The 19350-nt window shown below is 47.9% G+C and carries 15 protein-coding genes and 1 pseudogene; 2 read left to right on the top strand and 14 right to left on the bottom strand.

The genetic code is table 11. The features are described 5' to 3' along the window. Positions 1-13 precede the first annotated feature (13 nt). From DL346_RS01260 to DL346_RS01230, 6 genes and pseudogenes are all read right to left on the bottom strand, one after another. A complete protein-coding gene (locus DL346_RS01260) occupies positions 14-1678 on the bottom strand; it encodes a helix-turn-helix domain-containing protein (RefSeq protein ID WP_240632985.1) in 1665 nt (554 codons plus the stop codon). 2 nt (positions 1679-1680) lie between these two features. Then, the gene (locus DL346_RS01255) at positions 1681-3450 is read right to left on the bottom strand and encodes a sensor histidine kinase (RefSeq protein WP_112880242.1); all 1770 of its coding nucleotides are present in this window, start codon (positions 3448-3450) and stop codon (positions 1681-1683) included. 331 nt (positions 3451-3781) lie between these two features. After that, positions 3782-4567 (bottom strand): hypothetical protein, encoded by a 786-nt coding sequence (locus DL346_RS01250; RefSeq protein WP_240632984.1) that lies wholly within the window; start codon positions 4565-4567, stop codon positions 3782-3784. Between the two features lie 127 nt (positions 4568-4694). Then, positions 4695-4943 (bottom strand): annotated as a pseudogene (locus tag DL346_RS01245) (tyrosine-type recombinase/integrase); the annotation flags it as partial. Between the two features lie 830 nt (positions 4944-5773). Then, positions 5774-6460, bottom strand: coding sequence for a collagen-like protein (locus DL346_RS29245; protein WP_112880239.1), 687 nt, complete (start codon positions 6458-6460; stop codon positions 5774-5776). A 385-nt stretch (positions 6461-6845) separates the two neighbouring features. Then, positions 6846-8063: an MFS transporter gene (locus DL346_RS01230; protein ID WP_112880238.1), complete on the bottom strand. Its 1218-nt coding sequence runs from the start codon at positions 8061-8063 to the stop codon at positions 6846-6848. 270 nt (positions 8064-8333) lie between these two features. Between DL346_RS01230 and DL346_RS01225 the strand changes: the two genes are divergently transcribed. Beyond that, entirely contained in the window at positions 8334-8906 is a 573-nt protein-coding gene (locus DL346_RS01225; RefSeq protein ID WP_112880237.1) for a TetR/AcrR family transcriptional regulator, read from the top strand. Between the two features lie 369 nt (positions 8907-9275). On the opposite strand, the gene DL346_RS01220 is transcribed toward DL346_RS01225, so the two are convergent. The 4 genes from DL346_RS01220 to DL346_RS01205 form a co-directional block, all read right to left on the bottom strand. Continuing rightward, the gene (locus DL346_RS01220) at positions 9276-10157 is read right to left on the bottom strand and encodes a sugar phosphate isomerase/epimerase family protein (protein ID WP_112880235.1); all 882 of its coding nucleotides are present in this window, start codon (positions 10155-10157) and stop codon (positions 9276-9278) included. Between the two features lie 67 nt (positions 10158-10224). After that, positions 10225-10830 (bottom strand): phytanoyl-CoA dioxygenase family protein, encoded by a 606-nt coding sequence (locus tag DL346_RS01215; protein ID WP_112880233.1) that lies wholly within the window; start codon positions 10828-10830, stop codon positions 10225-10227. Then, positions 10785-11222, bottom strand: a complete 438-nt coding sequence (locus DL346_RS01210) for a hypothetical protein (RefSeq protein ID WP_112880231.1) — start codon at positions 11220-11222, stop codon at positions 10785-10787. Before DL346_RS01210 ends, DL346_RS01215 begins: the two co-directional genes overlap by 46 nt. 313 nt (positions 11223-11535) lie before the next feature. Further along, positions 11536-11835: a hypothetical protein gene (locus tag DL346_RS01205; protein WP_112880229.1), complete on the bottom strand. Its 300-nt coding sequence runs from the start codon at positions 11833-11835 to the stop codon at positions 11536-11538. Positions 11836-12240: 405 nt separating this feature from the next. On the opposite strand from DL346_RS01205, the gene DL346_RS01195 reads away from it, so the two are divergent. Further along, complete coding sequence (locus tag DL346_RS01195) at positions 12241-13182, top strand: NHL repeat-containing protein (protein WP_112881714.1); 942 nt, start codon at positions 12241-12243, stop codon at positions 13180-13182. Between the two features lie 396 nt (positions 13183-13578). Here DL346_RS01195 and DL346_RS01190 read toward each other — a convergent pair whose 3' ends face one another. The 4 genes from DL346_RS01190 to DL346_RS01175 all read right to left on the bottom strand — a co-directional run bounded on the left by DL346_RS01190 (position 13579) and on the right by DL346_RS01175 (position 19299). Further along, positions 13579-16206, bottom strand: a complete 2628-nt coding sequence (locus DL346_RS01190) for a glycoside hydrolase family 38 N-terminal domain-containing protein (protein ID WP_112880225.1) — start codon at positions 16204-16206, stop codon at positions 13579-13581. 33 nt (positions 16207-16239) lie between these two features. After that, positions 16240-17067: a carbohydrate ABC transporter permease gene (locus DL346_RS01185; RefSeq protein WP_112880223.1), complete on the bottom strand. Its 828-nt coding sequence runs from the start codon at positions 17065-17067 to the stop codon at positions 16240-16242. Between the two features lies 1 nt (position 17068). Next, the gene (locus DL346_RS01180; protein WP_112880221.1) at positions 17069-17932 is read right to left on the bottom strand and encodes a carbohydrate ABC transporter permease; all 864 of its coding nucleotides are present in this window, start codon (positions 17930-17932) and stop codon (positions 17069-17071) included. 71 nt (positions 17933-18003) lie between these two features. Then, positions 18004-19299: an ABC transporter substrate-binding protein gene (locus tag DL346_RS01175; protein ID WP_112880220.1), complete on the bottom strand. Its 1296-nt coding sequence runs from the start codon at positions 19297-19299 to the stop codon at positions 18004-18006. Positions 19300-19350 lie beyond the last annotated feature (51 nt).

Raw genomic sequence — 19350 nt, 5'->3', positions numbered from 1 at the left:
CTTTCTGCAGGCTCTATTCGAGAATTCGCTGATGCTTTTTGCGGTATTCTTGCGGTGTCAGGCCCGTCGTTTTCTTGAACAGCTTCGTAAAGTGGGAGAAATTGCTGTAGCCGACGGACAGTGCCACGTCGCAGACTCTATGGTTCGTGTCCGAAAGCTCGAGCTTCGCCTTCTGGATGCGCAGCGATGCCGTGTAATCGGTCAAAGAGAGTCCGGTTTCCTTGCGGAACAAACGGGAGAGATAGGCCGGATTCAAATAGACATGCTCGGCGATATCTTCCCGGCTCATTTCCTGGTGCAGGTTCGCGTTGATATACTGCTGCACTCGGGCAATCGTATGCGAGACTTCCTTCTCCTGCGCCCCGAGAAATTCGGCCGCTGTTCCGATAAAGCGGATGGTCCAACCCTTCATCGCGCTGAGCGACTTCATTGCGGACTCGCCGGCCTTCCATTCCTCTCCCTTGTACAGCTCATGCGCAGAGACAGTACGTCGCTGAAACAGTTGGAAAATCATATGCACGACGCTGAAATAGTAATTGACGATATAGGCATGGTCGATCTGCGAGGCCGAGAGCCGATCGAACAGCTCCTCAATGCGCAGCTGGAGCTCGGAAGCTTTGCCTTGTTCGACGAGCGTCGACCACTCTTGGTAGTTCGGCACCGGCGCAGCGAATCTTCCGTGCTGCTTGTTGGCGTTATGCCGGGCGGGGCTGTTCCCAGGCTGCATAGGAGGGTTAAGCCGAAATACGCTTCCGGTCTGACCCAAGGTCGACCGCTCCATCTCCGCCAGCTGCTGGACGCAAGCCCGAAGCGATGGGACGTGAACCGCCTCGCCGATGTAGCAGGAGACCACAGCGTACAGGTACTGCGCGCATTTATCGACATATTCTGCCGCGAGGCCGGCAAGCAGCTCCTCCTGCCCTTCGTCAGGACTATAGAGCAGGGCGAAAAGCATCCCGTTCGTATCCTGAATAATATGACCGGCCCGATCCTTCAGCAGCATCTCCGCAGCGGCGTTCTTCAGCGCGTAGGTCATGATCTCTTCATCATGCGTGCTCCAATCCTTCTTCCACTCCTCGACGCTGATCAGCACCGGCAGCACCTTCTTGTCCGCATCGAGCTGGATATCGTACAAGCTGTACATAGGTGCCAACTGCGGCGCGGATGTTTGTATCCGCTGGTTCAGCACGTCCTGCCAGAACCGCTCGACGAGCAGAGGGAGCTGACGGTTCCATTGGTCATAGTAGTATTCATAGGTCTTACGGAAGGAATCGTCCCGTTCACGCTCGGCGATCGTGTTGATGGCCTTCTCGACGCTGCCCTTCAGCACATCATGATCGATCGGCTTGAGCAGATAGTCGAAGCTGTCGAGCTGCACGGCCTGCTGCGCAAAAATAAAATCCGCATGCCCCGTCAATATAATCGTTTCCGTCTCCGGCGAATGCTCGTTCACCCAGGCGAGCAGCTGGATGCCGTTCTCCTTAGGCATATCGATATCGGAGATGAGGACATGTACTTTATGATCCTTGAATACCTGCCGGGCTTCCTCCGCATCGTAGGCCGTGAAAATGTTCGCCACCGGCAGCGTCGACCAGTCGATGCCATGCTCGATGCCGCGAATGGCAATCTCCTCATCATCTACGACCAGCAAATTATAGGTTGCTTCTTCCATAGCCATATTCAGACGATCTCCTCTTCGATTTGTCCGTGTTCCTCGGCTAACGGCAGCTGGATTCGTACGCCCGCGCCGCCGTTCTCCGTCACATTGTAGAAACGGATATCCGCGCGCCCGTCATAGCGGAGCTTCAGACGCTGTATCACATTCAGAATGCCGAGACGGCTCGTTTCCACGCTCATGAGCCCCTCGCCTTCATTGAGACGGCGCATCACATCCTCGGTGAAGCCGATGCCCGTATCTTCTATCGCAATAAGGAGGAAGGCGTCGCCCTGCTCATGCAGGAGAGAGCCGCGCACGGTGATCTTAAACGGCTGTCTGTGATTGACGAATCCATGAATAATGGCATTTTCCACAAAAGGCTGAATAGTGAGCGCGGGCAATGGAATGGATTTGAGCTTGTTCGGCATATCGCAGACACAGTCGAGCTTGTTTGGAAACCTGAACTTCTGGATGTCCATGTAGTTGCGAATATGCCTGAGCTCCTCGTCCAGCGTAATGAGATCGCGATTGACCCTCATAATGAAGCGGAAATAATCCGCGAGATGGAGCGACATCTTCTTCACCGAATCCGTATCCTTTAAAGCCGCGAAATTGTAGATGATGTTCAGGCTATTCATATAGAAGTGCGGGTTGATCTGGGCCTGAAGCTGCTTGAGCTCGATCTTCTGCACCCGCAGCTGCTCTTCGTACACGCCGATGCGCAAACTCTTGATTTGCTCGGCCATGTTGTTGAAGGTGTTGGCCAGGAAGACGAATTCGAGCGTCTCGTTGGTCTGCAGACGTACATCCAGCATGCCGAGCGACAGCTTCTTCATTCCGGCGATCAGCAGTTGGAGCGGCTTGAAGAGCATATGCCGGATAAAGAACAAATACAGAGCAAAGATAAAGAGCAGCCCAAAATTCAAGATATAAGTCGCTTTCTGAAAATAGGGCAGCCCCTGCAGCATATAACTTTCGGGTACGAGAATGTTGATCGTGAAATCCGCTTGTCCGCTCGGGCGATCGACGCGCAGGAACCGTTTGCCGGTCTGCTTGTCCTTGACGAATTGGTACAGCTCCGCATTCTGAGGCGGCGTCTCGTTGTCCGCTGCCGCAAAATGATCCCATTTGGTCGGAACGCCAAGCCGCATGCCATCCTTGCGGTAGATCGCCGACTCGCCGATCTTGCCGTCTTTCCATTGTATGGCGAGCTGATTAAGCAGCTCGGAGATCCGGATGATCGAGCCGACGTACACGTTGCTGTCCGGCACCTGGGTGACCTTGACGAGAAAATCGCCTCCCGGCACGCGTGCGTCGTACCAGAGCAGCCAGCGCCCCTGTGCGGACGCTTTATTCGACTTGATGATGCCGTCCAAATTGTCGTTAAGAACGTGATTCATCACCGCATACGAGCCGGTCGTACTGAAAAATATATCTTGTCCGCTATAAACGAAGAGCGTGTCGACTGGGTTATAGAACACGATGTCGCGCTGCAGCTTATTTTGGATGCGGATCTTCGTAAGCACGTAATTGTCGCTGCCATAGGGAAAAGAAGAAAGCAGGCCGACGTCAAAGTCGAGAACGCCCATCTTGTTCAAATAATTGCTGACCTCGCTCAGCGAACGATCCGTCTTCTCCGCAAATATATCCAGCGTATTTCGATAGGTCTCGGAAACCTTATCGCGGACGACGTTCTTCGCATATAGCGTATTCGCAACAAGAAACAAGACGACCGGCAGCATGACGACAAAAAAACTGATGATAAGCTGTGTCTTTATGGATAATTTCAGCATGACTCGCCCCCACTCCGGCAGATAGCATCAGTCTATCAGCAGAAAGCGGTTTCATCAATAATTAAAATGGTATATCGAGTCAGAACTGGAAGCCTTGAAGAACAAAAAAAGAGCCGCATGACTCCATCGGAAGTCATACAGCATCTTATCTTAAGCAAATTCACAATATATGGTTCAGATTAACGATGAAGCTGCCATTAATACCGATGTTACCAAAGGTTTTAATCAAAATCATATCTCTGCTCTTTAAAGGGATCCCAGTGGTGGATATAAAACAACCATTATTTAAATTACTTTACGTTTCATATATAACTCATGCGCACTATCGCCTCTACAATCCCGCCGCTCCTTTGATCCGTTTCCTTTGCTCCATGATCAACTCTTTCAACTTTTCCGTTCCAAAAGCTCCCGCAGTGAAGGCGTTCGCCTGGGGATAATAGACCATGCGGAATGATGTGCCATCTTGAAGGTACACGCGCAGGAAAACTCCTGATTCGTGTTTTGTTTTCTCGTAAACCTTTTCGAAGCCGACATACTTAAGAGGCAGCAATTCCCGAACGAATTCAGCGGACACTACTTCTTCGAAGTCGCCGATATGGCTTCCGTCATAGCCGCTTTCTAAAGCGATCTTCAAAACTCTGCCTTCTATGTCCATAAGTTCACCAATCGTCTCTGCGTTCGGATTATGATTCACTTCGTAGATTTTGTTGTCCGCGACGACTCGGAACTCTGGTTTGTATCCTTTTAGTTCATATATAGGCGTTCCGACAGGAAGATACGCCGCGTCGCCGTTTATTGACACATGACCTGTGCAGGCGTTTCCGTCCAATTTGTAAGCGACCTCTCCGACCTTGCCCCCAAGTTGTTTCGTTTCTAAAGCCTCGGTCGCTTCGTAGTTTTGATAATACTTGATGTCGTTGTTCATTAAGAAGTCGACCCATTCGATTATCGCCATGCACTCGGCTGGCTCGGCGACTTTTTCTTCCGCTTGGTCGCTGCCTGTACCAACGGTCGAAGATTCTTTTTGCGATTCGTCATTGATGACAACAGATTTCGTGCACCCGACAACGCCCATTATCGCCAAAATAAAAACAAGAAACACTGTAGTTCTCTTCAAATCATTACCCCCACTGTACTGAGTTATAGTATTGACGAATCAAACAATATAAAATGTTGCTGGCAATTTAGGGTAGATAATGGTACGAAACAATACTGCCTGTTAGCTTAACAAGGAACCCCGGTAGCTATAGCTTAAAATCAGCTAAATCGGATTCAATTTCTTCAGCGGTGATGCCGATGTATCGAAGCGTTACGTCCGGCTTGCTATGGTTCAAAATGCTTTGGAGCTTCGCCACATCCTTAGTCTGCTTATAGAACCAGTAGCCGAATGTCTTGCGGCACGTATGGTTACCAACGGATTTAACCTCGACCATGTCGGCCGCTTTACTTAGCTGCCTATAAGCTTGTGTCGGTGTTATCGCACTATCCCCTTGATATAGCAGGATATAGCAGTTGTCAATAAACAAGCCGAAATGAATGTACGATGATAATCAAAAACGTACATTGGAGAAATTAATGGACATTCTTTCGTTTTAAATCGCATTACTTATTAATAGGCTCTATACCTGACAGGAGGAGATTCGCGTTGAACATATTTGAGTCCATCTTTCTAGGGTGGCATTCCCGCATTCTCTCGATTACTGTTTTCGAATGTACGCCCAGGAGGCCATAATTAGCACGCAGCGCCGAAACGTTAGCCATACATGCAGCGAAAAAAAACCGCCAACCCATTACTGGATTAGCGGTTTTTTTCATGCCCACGGATCGGGCGTATGTGTTCAATCCCATTTGACCGTATATACCCTCATCATCCGTCACTCCTTCATCATCTTAAGCCGACATCCCACTCGTCTGTCATCGGCAACATGCGTTGACATTCCGCTCCGTCATTAGTCCGTCATGGACAACATTCGGCATCTTGAGGCGTAATCCTTCATTAAAACAAAAACCGCTGACCCATGTTACTGGATTAGCGGTTTGTTTCTGCCGATCACATTTTGGATCGATCTTCTTCGCGATCTTGAAAATATTGCTTTCAGAATCCGTTACTGATAAGCGGACTCCGCGATAATTGGAATCTCAGTTTCTTGAATGTACCACTCAAACTTTTCTTCGAGCGCGGGCATGTCTAATTCCAGTACGAGCGGTGGCCCTCCTACCTTTGCCAAGAATTAAGGTGAGCGGCAAATTGAGAACGAAAAAAGACTGCCAGAAATAGGCAGCCTTCCAAACACAGTCCTTCTGTAATACGATAGATTCTTACTTACTGAGCTTCTACTAAAGAGATAGTGAAGGCGGAAAGAGTGATAGTATTATTAGGATGGTGTACATAAAGTTTTAGACTACCATCAGGTTCTGGAGTACAAATGGTTGTTCCACTAATACTTGTATCAGTAAAAGATAATTTATGATCTACAGGTGAAAGAGTGAGTTTATGAACTACCATCTCCACGTCTTGAAGTAACGTATCTCCCGTAACTAGAACATTTGAGTCGAAACTGTTCGGTGGAAATACAATTGCAAATCCTGGACCACCCATATCAAGGGCTGTTACGGTAGCATTGGCATTCCCTTTAGTTAAAGAAGTACCACTACCACCATAGTATCCAAAAATAATCTTTTGATCATTTTGTGATCCTGGCGGTCCTTGTGGTCCTGCAGGTCCCTGCGGTCCGATAGCTCCATCAGCACCCGCAGGCCCTGGATCGCCTTTTGGTCCTGGATCGCCTTTTTGATTCCAAACAATCCACAGCTCGTTAGTACCACAGGTCTTTCCTGAATCTACCATTTTAATTGTGCCAGAGCTGTTATTCACGCAAGCATAGTAGGTCAAGTTTTGGCCGTCTCCCAAAGCGGTTGTCACTCCAAAGAATGTAGACATCACTAGCACACCAATGAGAACACCTTTTACGAGCGAATACTTTGCGAAAAATTGCTTCAGTTTCGCCATACACGTCCTCCTTCTATGTATAAATAATGCGTTCTTTTATAGGAGATGTGTAAGCTTCTATGTTTAGAACAGTGCAGCCGAGCAGGTAAGAGACATATATCCCTGTCATACATCCAAGCAGGCGGTAGTCGGGTGAATAATCTGTTTAAAAACGGAAGGTGGCGAACTTTGGTCAAACGAAGTAATCCCATTTACTTCTATCCGCAAGACCGGTTTTTCTTTTGTATGAAAAGAAACAAAAAGACGCTCATTGAGCGCAAAAAAAGATGCCTGTTACGGCACCTCGTGTTTTTTATAGGTTAGCAAATTGTTTGGCTGCGCCGTGGAAGATCGTTTTTCAAACTTAGTCTCTCTGTCCCTGGTTCACTTTTCATTCTAACGAATTTCATCTGGTACTTTTCGGTACAGCAATTGCAGAAACCATTTTCTTGCTGCTTATCATGGTAAGCATTAACGTTATGAAAGTAATTATGCTGATTATAATTGCAAGAATCCATATTGCGGAGCTAAAGCCATAAACGGTGGAAGCTACGCCGCCGCCATATGCGCTGGCCCCTTGCATTACATAGGAGACGACAAAAACTGCAGATAAAAACTGCGAACGGTATTGGGAAGGCGCGTTGATCGAAGCAAGGCCGATTCCTCCCGCTACAGAGAATCCATAGCCAAGTCCGCCGAGAATCGCAGAAATAACAAATATTACGAATGAATGAAACTCCGACGCCATGACGAGAAAAACCATAGTCAAGAGTATCGAAACCCCTCCTGCACGAACTGAAGTTAGGGGACCCAGACGTCCGGCAATAATTCCAGCCACCGCAATCAGCAAGTACGAAATCGACAAAACCGTACCGATCACAAGAATGTCTTTTGTCCCCACGACATCACGCGCAATTTGAGCCCCAAGCGATAAGAACGTGCCGCCTTGGGCAAAGCCGATTCCTGCGGCTAATGCTGCCAAGAGATAAATGCCCCATAATCCTTGCGGTACTTTAATCCCCGCTGGTTTCCAATTAGTTTTACCAGTAGATGGATGTGTTTTTTTCTGCGGAAGAAAGATACAAAGAATGATGCTAACCAATAAAAGCAATGCTAATACCCAATAACTTAAATGCAGCGGAAATGGCGCATATTTAATTAGGGCTGCACCGATAATTGTTACAAGACACACACCTACAGACTGAGTAATCGTGTTTATTGATCCAGGAAACTTCTGATTAGAGGTAGGATTAAATTCTACAAGAGCTGCCGCTCCCGCCCCCGCCATAAATCCGACTCCTATGCCTTGCAGCGCTCGAGCAACAAACAGCCAGTACATGTTTGGAGCTAAAGCCAAATCCAAAGCTCCGAGCAGGAGAAATAGGAGTCCAGTAATCAAAGTGTTCCGTCGTCCGATGTAATCAGAAATATTACCAAATATCAAGAGTACAACTATAATAACAATCGGATATATAGCAAAGATGCCTGTAGTAATTGATTTGGGAAGGTGCCACTGCGATGCATATTCCGGAAACACAATGGAAGTGGCTGCGCTGGACCATAAACACATTACGAGTAACCAGGCGACAATCCAAAATGCCGCTTTAGATGAAAAGCTTTTCATTATATTGCCTCCATTTCGCAAAGCCGATTCAGATGCTTTTTAGTTGCTTGTAGAATGGCTCGGTCTAAAACTGTTTTGAAAGCTTCATTAGCTACACTTTTGTTTATTCCCGTAGTGTATAGTCCCCCTATCCCTCGTAATCATTATAAAAATTGACAGTATCGAGTCTCTTAGCTAATATGATGGAGACAGGTCTGTATCATTTATAACGACATGGTACAGACAATTCTGTCTCATGTCAACTAAAAAATAAGGAAGTGAGCATATATTATGAAAAAAGAATCTGCTAAGGAGCGTATTTTACGAGTAGCCTCCGAATTATTCTATTCAGATGGGATACGTGCTGTGGGAATTGACCGGATTATAGCCGAGTCAGGGGTTGCCAAAGCCAGCTTTTACCGAAATTTCGCAACAAAGGATGATCTCGTGGTTGCTTTTCTGGAACTTCGTCAACTTCGCAGTCTTTCCAAGATTGAAGAAGCAAAAAAGTTGTACCCGGATGAACCGGTTAAGCAGCTGCATCATTTCATTCGCTTCTTATCGGAAGGCATGCGGCTACCTAATTTTCGCGGGTGTCCCTTTACGAATACGCTGCTTGAGTTCCCCGATTCCACGCATCCCGGCCACCAGGCAGCTTTGAAATGCCGCGTGGTTCGTGAGGGCGAGCTCGCGAACATCGCCCGCCAAGCTAAGGTTAGGAATCCTGAAGCTTTAGCTGCACAACTGGAAATGCTATACGGTGGTGCTTTCGTGGATGCCTATATCCATAAGCCGGCATTTGACAGCGATAATTTTTATAATGGGGCGATGATTCTGATTGAGTCTCAGCTAACTAACACCTAAGTCGCTGCAATATCTATTCCGGAGGTTGCCTCCTCCCACTTAAAACACACGAAAGGCTGCCGATTTTTTGCGGCAGCCCTGATTGAGCGTACGTAAATGCATTACCTCATGTATTTACCCGATCACATGGAGGTTGTGCTCGATGAAAATTTATATATTTTGGGGTCCATAACGACGCTTGATTGAATCCCTCTTGAGTTCTTGATTGATTACTGTCCGTTACTTCACCTAAAAAAGAGACCCACAGCAACGGGCTGCGGGTCTAGGTTATATAAAGGGGGTCGAGATTTATTATAGACGCACTTCATTAAACCGAGATGAAGATCGGATTTCAATCGTGTTACATTTATTGAACTTTCGTACCGCTCTTCATGTCTGCTTTTCCCCCGCTCCGACATTGCGATCATCTTGTCCGATCACACGCTCCCATACGTCAGAGAAAAGCCGTCTCAGCAGCTCCCCCTGCTCCAATCGGTCATGCAGCTCGGCCTCTGTCCCATCACTGCGTCGGATTGTCAGCGCGTAGGGTGGCGGCCCCAGTTCGACTGTAAAGCGAAAAAACTTCTCCTCCGCTTCAGTCCGTTTCTTCCATGCCGCAAGCCCCTTTGCCCACAAGCTGCCGAATCGCTCCGCCGCCGGATCATTTCCGCCCAGTAATCCGATCTGAATTTGATTGCCATTCGAGATCCGTCCGTGATAACCGCAAGCCCGTTCCAGTATCGGCTGCAGCCGTTCCGCGTACGGCTCGTACAAATCATCCGTTATTTCGCCCGCCACGAGCATATGCGAAAGATCGACCATCAGATCGAGATCCGGCAATTGCCGAAGCACCTCGTTCAATCTTAGTAAATCTTGCGTTGCCGAATCGCGGTGCGTCTCGAGCAGGAAGGGCAATCCCGCCTTGCGCGCCATTTCCCTGTAGCGTCCGACCGTGTCCACGGTCTTATCCACCGAATCAAACGCGTGCCCTACGATCGCCACCACGTAGGAGCCCCCCGCTTCACCAGCCTCGCGTAGCAGTCCTTCCATATCGGCATCAGAACGAACACCGAAACGGATATATCCGAGTTCCAGGCCGGCATCGGCAGCCAGTCGCCGCACGAGGCTTCTGTCCAAACCGCCAAAATCCCCTTCCAGATGGTCGTATCCTCTGTTGTGCAGCTCCTCGATTTTCCGTACAATCGACCATTCTCCACCACGGGCAGGGTAATCACTCATACCGAAGATGGAATTCCCGACACTGTAGCGCATAAGAAGCGCTCACCTCCATATAATGCCGTAGAAGCGTAAGATAAGAATCCTCTTCGTACTCGTTTTATCAATAATAATCTTTAGATGTGTACGAAGCGAACTCAGTGCCACATGGTATAGAACTCTCATCGACTTCTCGTAAAATAACATTTCCTTGTCTATCGTACAGCGTGTCTTCCATCACCTTGACGGAAGAGATCCCGGCATAGTGAGCGATAAAAGCCCGCCGGAATCGACTTGATGAGTTGTTAGGATAGGAGCCGTGAATGACGCTTCCATTAAAGAACAGCGTATCCCCTGCTTGCATATTCATGGGAACAGCAATCAGCCCCTCCGGGACATCGACTTCTTCATTCGTAAAGGATTGCTCCGGGTCGGCTTCATGCGGACAAAGGATTTCCAGATTGCTTGTGCCAGGCACCACGAGCATCCCGCCATTCTCTTGATCCGCTGGGTCAATGGCCACCCAAGCTGCCATACAATTGCCAGGCGACACCTTCAAATAATAATTGTCCTGATGCAGCGCCTGGCCTTTCGCACCCGGCGGCTTGAAATAAAACATACTTTGCGATGCAAGCGGCTCTTCCTCGAACAGCTCGGCAAGCACATCCATAATCGGCGGATGGATCATATAATCAATGATTGCAGGATCATAGCGATGCGGATTAAGCATTCGCGGATAGACCAGTCCGATTCACAACACATAAAGGAACGGTTCGCGGTTCGCGGGCAAAACAAAAAAGCCATCACAGTTGGTTCTTCCACCGTGACGGTTTTTTCGTCTTTGCTTACGTTCTTATTTTTTTCAAGTGATTCAAGGAGAATAGCGGTGATTTTGCCTACTGGTACCTCTACTATTTGACCTCCAAATATACCACTAGTAACAAACGTTGCGTTACCGTTTTCAAAACTAGCCCATTTAACGAATACTAGAACATTTCCATTGTCCAATTCGATCCTATTAATAAACTGACCAATTGCAAGATTGTTCAGTAGTGTTATAACACCACTGCTTTCGCCTTTGCTTCCATTGCTGCCATTGCTGCCTTTGCTTTTATGAGGCATCTTTACATCACTTCCTTTCTAGAGAGTTGCTTTATTCTATGAAAAGCTTGTACATTTGGTTCATATTTGTAAAAATTCTATTATTTGTATTATGGACCTATTTTTTATAATAAATGCTATCAGCAGCCGTCTAAACGGTTCGTTTTATGTGCAAAACAAAAACCGCCAACCAATGTACTGGATTAGCGGTTTTCAATTGGTTTCTTGTCGGAAGTGGCGTATGTGCTGCATGGATGTGGGGAGTGGCCGCATTGGCGCTGTTGGCAGGTTAACCCCCTCCCCTTAAGTAGCTATGTCATTTTCGACGGAGCAACTACAAAGCGTAAAAACAATGGCAGCGAGAACAGATGACCTCTTGCGGCTTATAATGACCGCCATATACCACGCTAAAGGCCGCCTCGTCTCCGATCACATCATACATTCTTCCATTTGCCGCGTCTCTGAATATGTCGGCCGCCCTGTACGCCTTCTCTAAATGCTGTAATTTCTTTTGTGTTAATAGGTGGCGGAAATCAGCCATTATTTGCGATAGCTCGTTGCGAACCTCGTTAGTCCGTGCACTTAATTCCTGCCACTGCTCTACGTTGTATTTTGATAGCGACTTGTTGTTCATTCTGTGTTCTTCCTCTCGTCCTTCATGCCCAGAAATCGTCTTTCTTTACGTTCTTGCCGGTTAAGTGCTTGGTTGCTTGAAGGAGCAGCTTCAATATTCCACCTTTAGGGGTGTACTCCTGTTTGTTACATGCCTTCGAAACTGTCTCCCGGGTCAATCCCGTTTCCTCTTTGATGCGTTCCTGGCCGCCATATCCTAACTGCTCATCGATAAACCTACCGAAGCGACTTCTCTGTTTGAACATAACCCTTTCTTACTGACCTTCCCGAAATAATCAAGTTTCCACCTCATTAGAACCATTTTCATACTCGTCTGTCGGTAGATCGAAATGGTAGCACAAGGAATCTTTTGATAGTATTAAGAAGGATGTAATCATTCAAAATAATAGTCGGAGGTAATGAGGGGATGTCAGTAACGGTAGGTAACGACAAAGTTATAGTAGGAAGCGGTACACATTTATACGAGGTAGTCCAAGATTGGCTCAAACTTCCGGAGAATATCAAATTTGGTTATACGCACGGCATCGAAGTAGACTCTCAAGGTAACGTTTACGTATTTCACACGAATGCCCCGACATGCGTGAAGTTCGACCAGGAAGGCAACTACGTGTCTTCCTGGGGCGACGAATATGCTGGCGGCGCTCATGGCTTCCTCTTGAACTCCGAGAACGGCGAAGAGTTCTTCTATTTGACCGACTGCAACGGACGCGTGGTCAAGACGACGCTGGACGGCGAAGTATTGCTGACGATCGGCACGCCGAATTTGCCTGACATTTACGACGATGAGCGTAAATTCGTTCCGACCGATGTAGCGGTTGCGCCGAATGGCGATATCTATGTCGCGGACGGCTATGGCCAAAGCTACATTCATCAGTATACATCTAGCGGAGAATACATCCGTTCTTGGGGCGGCAATGGCAAGGAGATCGGCAAGCTGAGCTGCCCTCACGGCGTTTCCATCGACCTGCGTCACGACGAGCCTGAAATATACGTGGCGGATCGCGGAAACCACCGCATCCAAGTGTTTACGCTTGACGGCCAATTTACGCGAATTATCGATGAGAACATGGATATGCCCGACAACTTCTTCTATTACGGCGATGAAGTCTACTTCCCTGACTTGCACAGCCGCGTTACGATTTTCGACCGCAATGACAAGCTTATCACCCACCTGGGCGAAGATCAGCAAGCTTACAAGCAAGAAAACTGGCCGAACCTGCCGCTTGACTATTTCCGTCCTAACCGCTTCAGCTCTCCTCACGGCCTCTGCGTAGATGCCGACGGCAACGTGCTGGTAGCGGAATGGACCCAATATGGCCGGGTAACCAAGCTGGTTCGCATTAGTTAATCTGACTTCATACCAAGAGAGTCTGTCACCGCGCAGGCTCTTTTATTGTTCATTGCGGCGGTGGTCAGCGTCATCCACGCCTGCCTACGATAGGCAATTTAACCGAAACGGATAGCGGCAGCATGACAGTGTTTCATGTAACTGTTATTGGTTGTACGAATCTCTAATCCTAATAATCCATAGTGCTCGTATTCGGCAGCATGCCGAAGCTGATCGCCAACGTGAAGCTTTTTGTCGGAACGGGACAAACTGGGGTGAAAACAAAAAGAGCCGCACTGTCACGTTTCTCCGACACAGGAAAAGCTAAAAAACTGACGCCGATCGAATATCGGCGCCAGCACATTGGGTCTTGACCACAGGAATAAATGTACAATCGCAGGTTGACAACAACCTCAACTAAAACGTCAGCCTAATAGAGACAATCGCTCGGCCCGGGATCCGGCAATTCACACTGCCGTCTTCAAGCGCCAGCTCTGCGATATTTTCTTCAATCGGACTTACAGTGAACGCCGCCGCAGGTGAAGCTAACAGGAAGCGAAGCGTGCAAGCACACGGTTCTTCCGTTACATTCTGGATTCTAACAATGATGCCGTCTCCGTTTTCCGCAGGTTTCAGGTATACGGACGTCTTTTCGGCACCGACGACTTCCATGAACTTTCCTTCTTTCTGAGCATCCGGAAAGCGCACAAAATCTCGAAGAACGATCGGAGGTATGAACGATTCCGCACCGAAACGGGCGCAATCTGCATCATCGGCTGAACCGGCATGCGTTGTAAGGCGGTATCGCAGCGGAATGTTTCCGCCTTGGCTGGCTTTAAAGTTTACCATCCAATGATTATTCAGCGCCCACGACATAATCGTAGGCCCTTCCGGCTCTAAGTGATCCGCCCATTTCCCCGTGGTTATGCCGCCTAAGTGAACTAATGGCGCATCCAGAGGCACGATCGTTACCCCGCGCTCCCCATCGCTAACGTCGACCCACCGCTGGATCGGATACCAATCTTTCACCGTCCCGTTTAGCTGCTCTTTTTCCGGTGTTAGCGGGATTCCGTTAATATCCGCTCTAAATTCAGGCGTGCCCATGCGGAAAGGGAATGCAACAAATACCGCTTCAGGATCGGTGATATGCTCTTTGTCCAGCATCCATCGAATATCAAGCGCCCTCTGGGAAGAAGTCAGTACATAGGTACATGTCGCTTTACGTATGCCTCTTGCCCAAATGGTCACCGTAATACTTGCTTCGTGATTGGAAATCGTCGGGCTCGCCGCTTCAACGCGATGAGCCGTTTCTTGCACGAAAGGCGTGTCTTTGCGGCCGGATCCAAAATATTCATGCGACCAATCCGCATCGAATAACGCATCGCGGCCTCTTGAACTATCAACCCATTCATATACGAATTGTCCGGGCTGCCAACCCCGATATTTGCCGGCGAAATCGTGATTCAGCCGCTTATCGTACCATTCGCTTAAACCGCCGGATTCCGGATTTACAGTTACCCGATAATATTCATTTTCGATAGTTAAACCCCCGGCCTTTAAATCACTTCCTTTAGGAACGTCCGATAAAGGCAGGAACGCATATCCGAATCCCTGAACCGTTCCTTGAACTTTCCGTCCAATGTCGTCCGGTTTCAATCCCCAAGTCAGCCCTCTGGGCATGAACATTTCAAGCATACCGTTTGGCGCTTGGCCGCCGCGGCGGATCGGTTCCTCAATAATTATGTTCCGGTCAAACGGCAGTGTATTGATGACCATCAATTCTTTATATTGCGGTTCAGGTTTAGCGATCTCAGGAGGGAGATGGCCTAAATCGAAGCGGACCTCATCTTCTTGTTTGCTGTAATCAGAAGCCAAGCTCCGAGCGGATACGGCCAATATGTCATGGGCTTCGGCAGATGCATGATAGGCATAGCCCGATTTTCGGTTCCATTGCGAGCGTGAGAACAACCCGTCCGGCGCTTCTACGCTGGAGAAAGCCCCCCATGTATGCTCGTCGTACAACGTAGCGGATTCATAAGTATCGATAAGCCGCTGAACGTCCCACCCTTTTTTGCCTAGCGTCCTCAGCCAGCCACCTATCATTTCGGCACTGTGAAGCACTTCGTGAGTAGCTCGGTTTAAGCCCGTTTCAAAGGCGCTGGATGCTACCCCGTCGCACCACCAATCAAGCCAATCGCCGCGCATCGTCGCAAGTTGATCGGAATAACGCTCTCTGAGGATGCGATTCAATTGAGAGACAGTGATCAGCTCCATCCTCGGAGTATGGCCGGCTTCGTTCCATTCCTTGATGAAGTCATAGAGTCTTGTGTCCGGCGGACCGTTGTCGACGCGGATGGGATTCGTGGCTTGACCGTAAACAAAATCGTAAGGATAGTTGTCGTCTTGCTCCAATTTTTCCGCGATTCCCGGAACGAATTTTGCGGCTAATTCCGGATGGCCGAGTCCTGCCAAGCCCCCGAATAAATAGTGGTAGCCGTTCCACGCAAGCAATTTGCCGCCGGCCGGCCCTTCCCACCAAAAAGCATTCGGACGCGGTTTAGGTACGCCACCGCGCAGCGGATTCACAGCCATTGTAAAAAATTCAATGCCGATCGCAGGCAATAAATCGGCAAACAGCCAGCTTGCTCCGTTCACGTCGCCATTCATCGCTACGCGCACATTGATGCCGAACTCGTCCTTCATCCGTTTAACGGGGTATAACGTCCGGTGCATTTGTTCTACGTTCAGCAGCGGAGTGAGATTGTATTGCATGCCGGCAACATCGATCAGTCCCTCATGATGATACTTAAGAAAGCGGTCTACCTGCGACTTCGGACTTGTCCGCAAATATCTCTCGGTCATGCCGGTGACTTCGCAAACCCATTTGGCCCTTGCCTCTTTCGGATAAGACAGCGTGCTTTCGCACATATCCAGCGCCCGGTCGATAAAAGACATATGCTGGCGGTATGCCACGTCCTGATAGTCCGTAAACCCGATATCGGTATGGGAATGGTTTACGAAATAGAAAGTTTTGATTTTGCCCAACAGGATCTCCTCCGATCAAATGTTCGTTCAGCATTATGCTTTGACTGTAACTTGCATCCCTTTAATGAAGTTTTTCTGCAGAAAAATAAAGAGTAAAATTGTCGGTATCGAAGTAATGACAATGGCCGACATCAGCGTTGTAACGCCTGTGGAGAAGTAAATCCCCTGCATGGCGGCGAGCCCTGTCATAATCGGACGGATGCTTTCGCTTCGGGTTAAGATCAACCCGAACACCAAGTCGTTCCATATAAATGTAAATTGGAATAAGAAAAGCACGGAAACCGGCGGTTTAATGAACGGAACAATAATTTTCAGAAATATGTCGAATGTGGTGAATCCGTCCATTTGCGCGGCTTCAACATATTCCCGAGAAATCGTGGTCATAAAATTTCGCAACAAGAACACGCAGAATGGGATGCAAATGGCCGTATAAAAGAGGCACATTCCAACAAACGAATCGTAAATGCCGAATATTTGATATCCTTTAAACAAAGGCACTAAGTACATTTGAAACGGAAAGATCGTGCCGCTGTAAATGAGCAGAAACCAATAGAAGGAGCCTTTTAATCTTAAAAAGACCAAGCCGTAGGCTGCGATGGCCGCAATAAAGATGCTGGCAAATGCACCGATAACTCCGTATGAAAAACTATTTTTTAAATACTTAAGAATCCCCCCTACAACAAGAGCATCCTTCACGTTTTGGAAAAAATGAAACGATTTGGGCCATGACCATATCGTTCCGTTCGTAAAATCAACTAATGACTTCGTAGAATTCATCAGGACAAGAAAAATCGGAAAGATCCAAAGAATGGCTAAGACGACGACGAATGTATAGGTAATCCCTGTAATCATTCTGTTCATGTCAGCCCTCCCCCACAATGGTTTTGCGTAAGTAGAACCAAGAAGCGCCGATGGATAAGATCGTCAGCAAAATGGAAATGGCCGCCCCTTGACCAAAATGGAAAAGCATGAACGATTCCCGATACATCGTGACCGCCAGCGTTTCGGAGGAACGATAAGGCCCCCCTTGCGTCATTACCCAAATAATATCGAATATTTTAAAACTGTTCACGAACGATAACCCCAGTACAACAATCGTAATCGGATTCAGTAACGGCAAGGTAATGCTCCAGAACATCCGGAACCTGCTCGCTCCGTCGATCGCCGCCGCCTCGAACGGGTCTTTCGGCAACGAGCCTAACCCGACCAGGAATAATAGCATATTCGTTCCCGCGCCCTGCCAAACGGAAGCGATGATCATCGCAATTGTATTGTAAGTGGGCGTTAGCAGCCAGCTCTTCGTCCACGAATCCAATCCAATTTGAATTAAAATATAGTTGATGCCGCTGTCGGAAAAGAGAAAAATCCAGACGACGCCTACGACTGTCAATGATATGGCATAAGGCATGTAAAAAATATTTTTGAAAAACCGCTGTCCCTTTAGCTTCTGAAGCAGGATGCTGAGCAGAAGCCCCAAACCTACAGGGAAAATCAAAGATATGACGACCCAGATAAACGTATTTTTTAAAGAAGTGACATAGGTTACATCGCTGAATACTTCCAAATAGTTTTTTAATCCTACCCAATGGGCGGTCGTCAATCCGTTCCAATCCGTAAAGCTGATCACGAACGTATAGAGGACGGAGGAGATGAAAAAAACGGTGATCAATAGTGCGGCTGGCAATACGTACAGTAGCGCTTCGCCGTTTTTCTTCAAGTAGCCCATCTATGTTCACCCCTAACCATGTTTCAAATAAGATGGGTTAAGAAGGTTACCCTTTTTAACCCATCCATTATTTATTTGTGATCGGCCCAGTACTTATCGGCTTTCGCCTGAATGTTGTTGAGAACTTCCATATAAGCTTCGGGCTTCAGCATAAATCGGATAAATTCGCTGGATCCGTACTCGGACAATTCCGAAGGCGTGGCTTCCCAGTAACGCGTCAATACTTTGAAATTGCCTTGGGCAATCGTATCCGAAAGCGATTTGATTACAGGATCGCTGGCAACGACATCCGTTCGGGTCGGCAGGCCGCCAAACGTTTCAAGCATTTTCGCGCTGGCATCTTTCTTCGTCAACGCAACTGCCGCTTTAATGGCGTCATCGCGATTTTTCGCATTTTGCGATACTAAAATCGGAGTGATTTCAGAAATAACCACGTTTCCTGCTTCCGGCTTAATCGCCGGCAAAACGAAGGAACCGAAGTCCGCGTCCGGTTTCATACCGGCACCTGTCAAGAAGCTTTCAAACCATGTCCCGACTAAATACATGCCGATTTGGCCTTTTGCAAACGCTGGTGCAACTTCTTTATCCATAACTAACGGTTTGGAGAAGTATCCTTTGTCGTACATGGATTTCCAAAGCTTCATGACGTCTACGACTTCAGGATCCGTGTATTTTGCTTGACCCAGCACCAATTTATCATAAAAATCAGGGTTGGAATGAACCAATAGATCCTCGAACCAGATAAATCCTTGCCAGGAATCTTTAATGGAGGTGCCAAAAGGAGTAACGCCTTTCGCCTTCAACGTATCGCAAATCATCATGAGATCGTCCCACGTTTTCGGAACCTGCAGTCCGTTATCAGCAAATACTTTCTTGTTGTAGAAAACAGTCCAGTAGTGCGCGGCGGCAGGAATACCGTATACTTTCCCGTTTACGGTCAGCGGATCCGCCAAGGAAGGCACAACGCCGTCCGTGACCATCTCTTTCCATTGCTCCGTCATATCCGCTAAATTACCGCTATCCGCGATTTCTTTTAATTTGAAGCCATTCCACCATTTAAATAAATCAGGCGCTTCTTGCGTTGTGAAACCGACGCGCACGGCCGTTTGGTAAGAAGTTGTATCGGTAAAAGGCACGCTTTCCAACGTTACATTGTCGGTTTGTTGAAGAATCGGATTGACGTCTGTAACATACTTGCTAAGTCCGGGAAAATCGAAATAAAATTTGGCCTTTATCGCTTTCGTTGCGCTCGCGCCGTTCGAATCAGCGCTCTCCGCTGATTCATTCGCTTGGTTGCTGCCGCAGCCCACTGCAGCCAAGCTAAGCAGCACAATCAGACTAGTCGCCGACCATAACTGTTTTTTCATTTTGTCCCCTCGCTTTTACATGATATATTCTAACTACACTTTAAATTGTAA

It is taken from the genome of Paenibacillus montanisoli (assembly GCF_003268025.1).
Lineage (GTDB): Bacteria > Bacillota > Bacilli > Paenibacillales > Paenibacillaceae > Paenibacillus_Z > Paenibacillus_Z montanisoli.
Note: the sequence above shows the minus strand (reverse complement) of the source record. Positions and strands in the feature narration are given on the sequence as shown.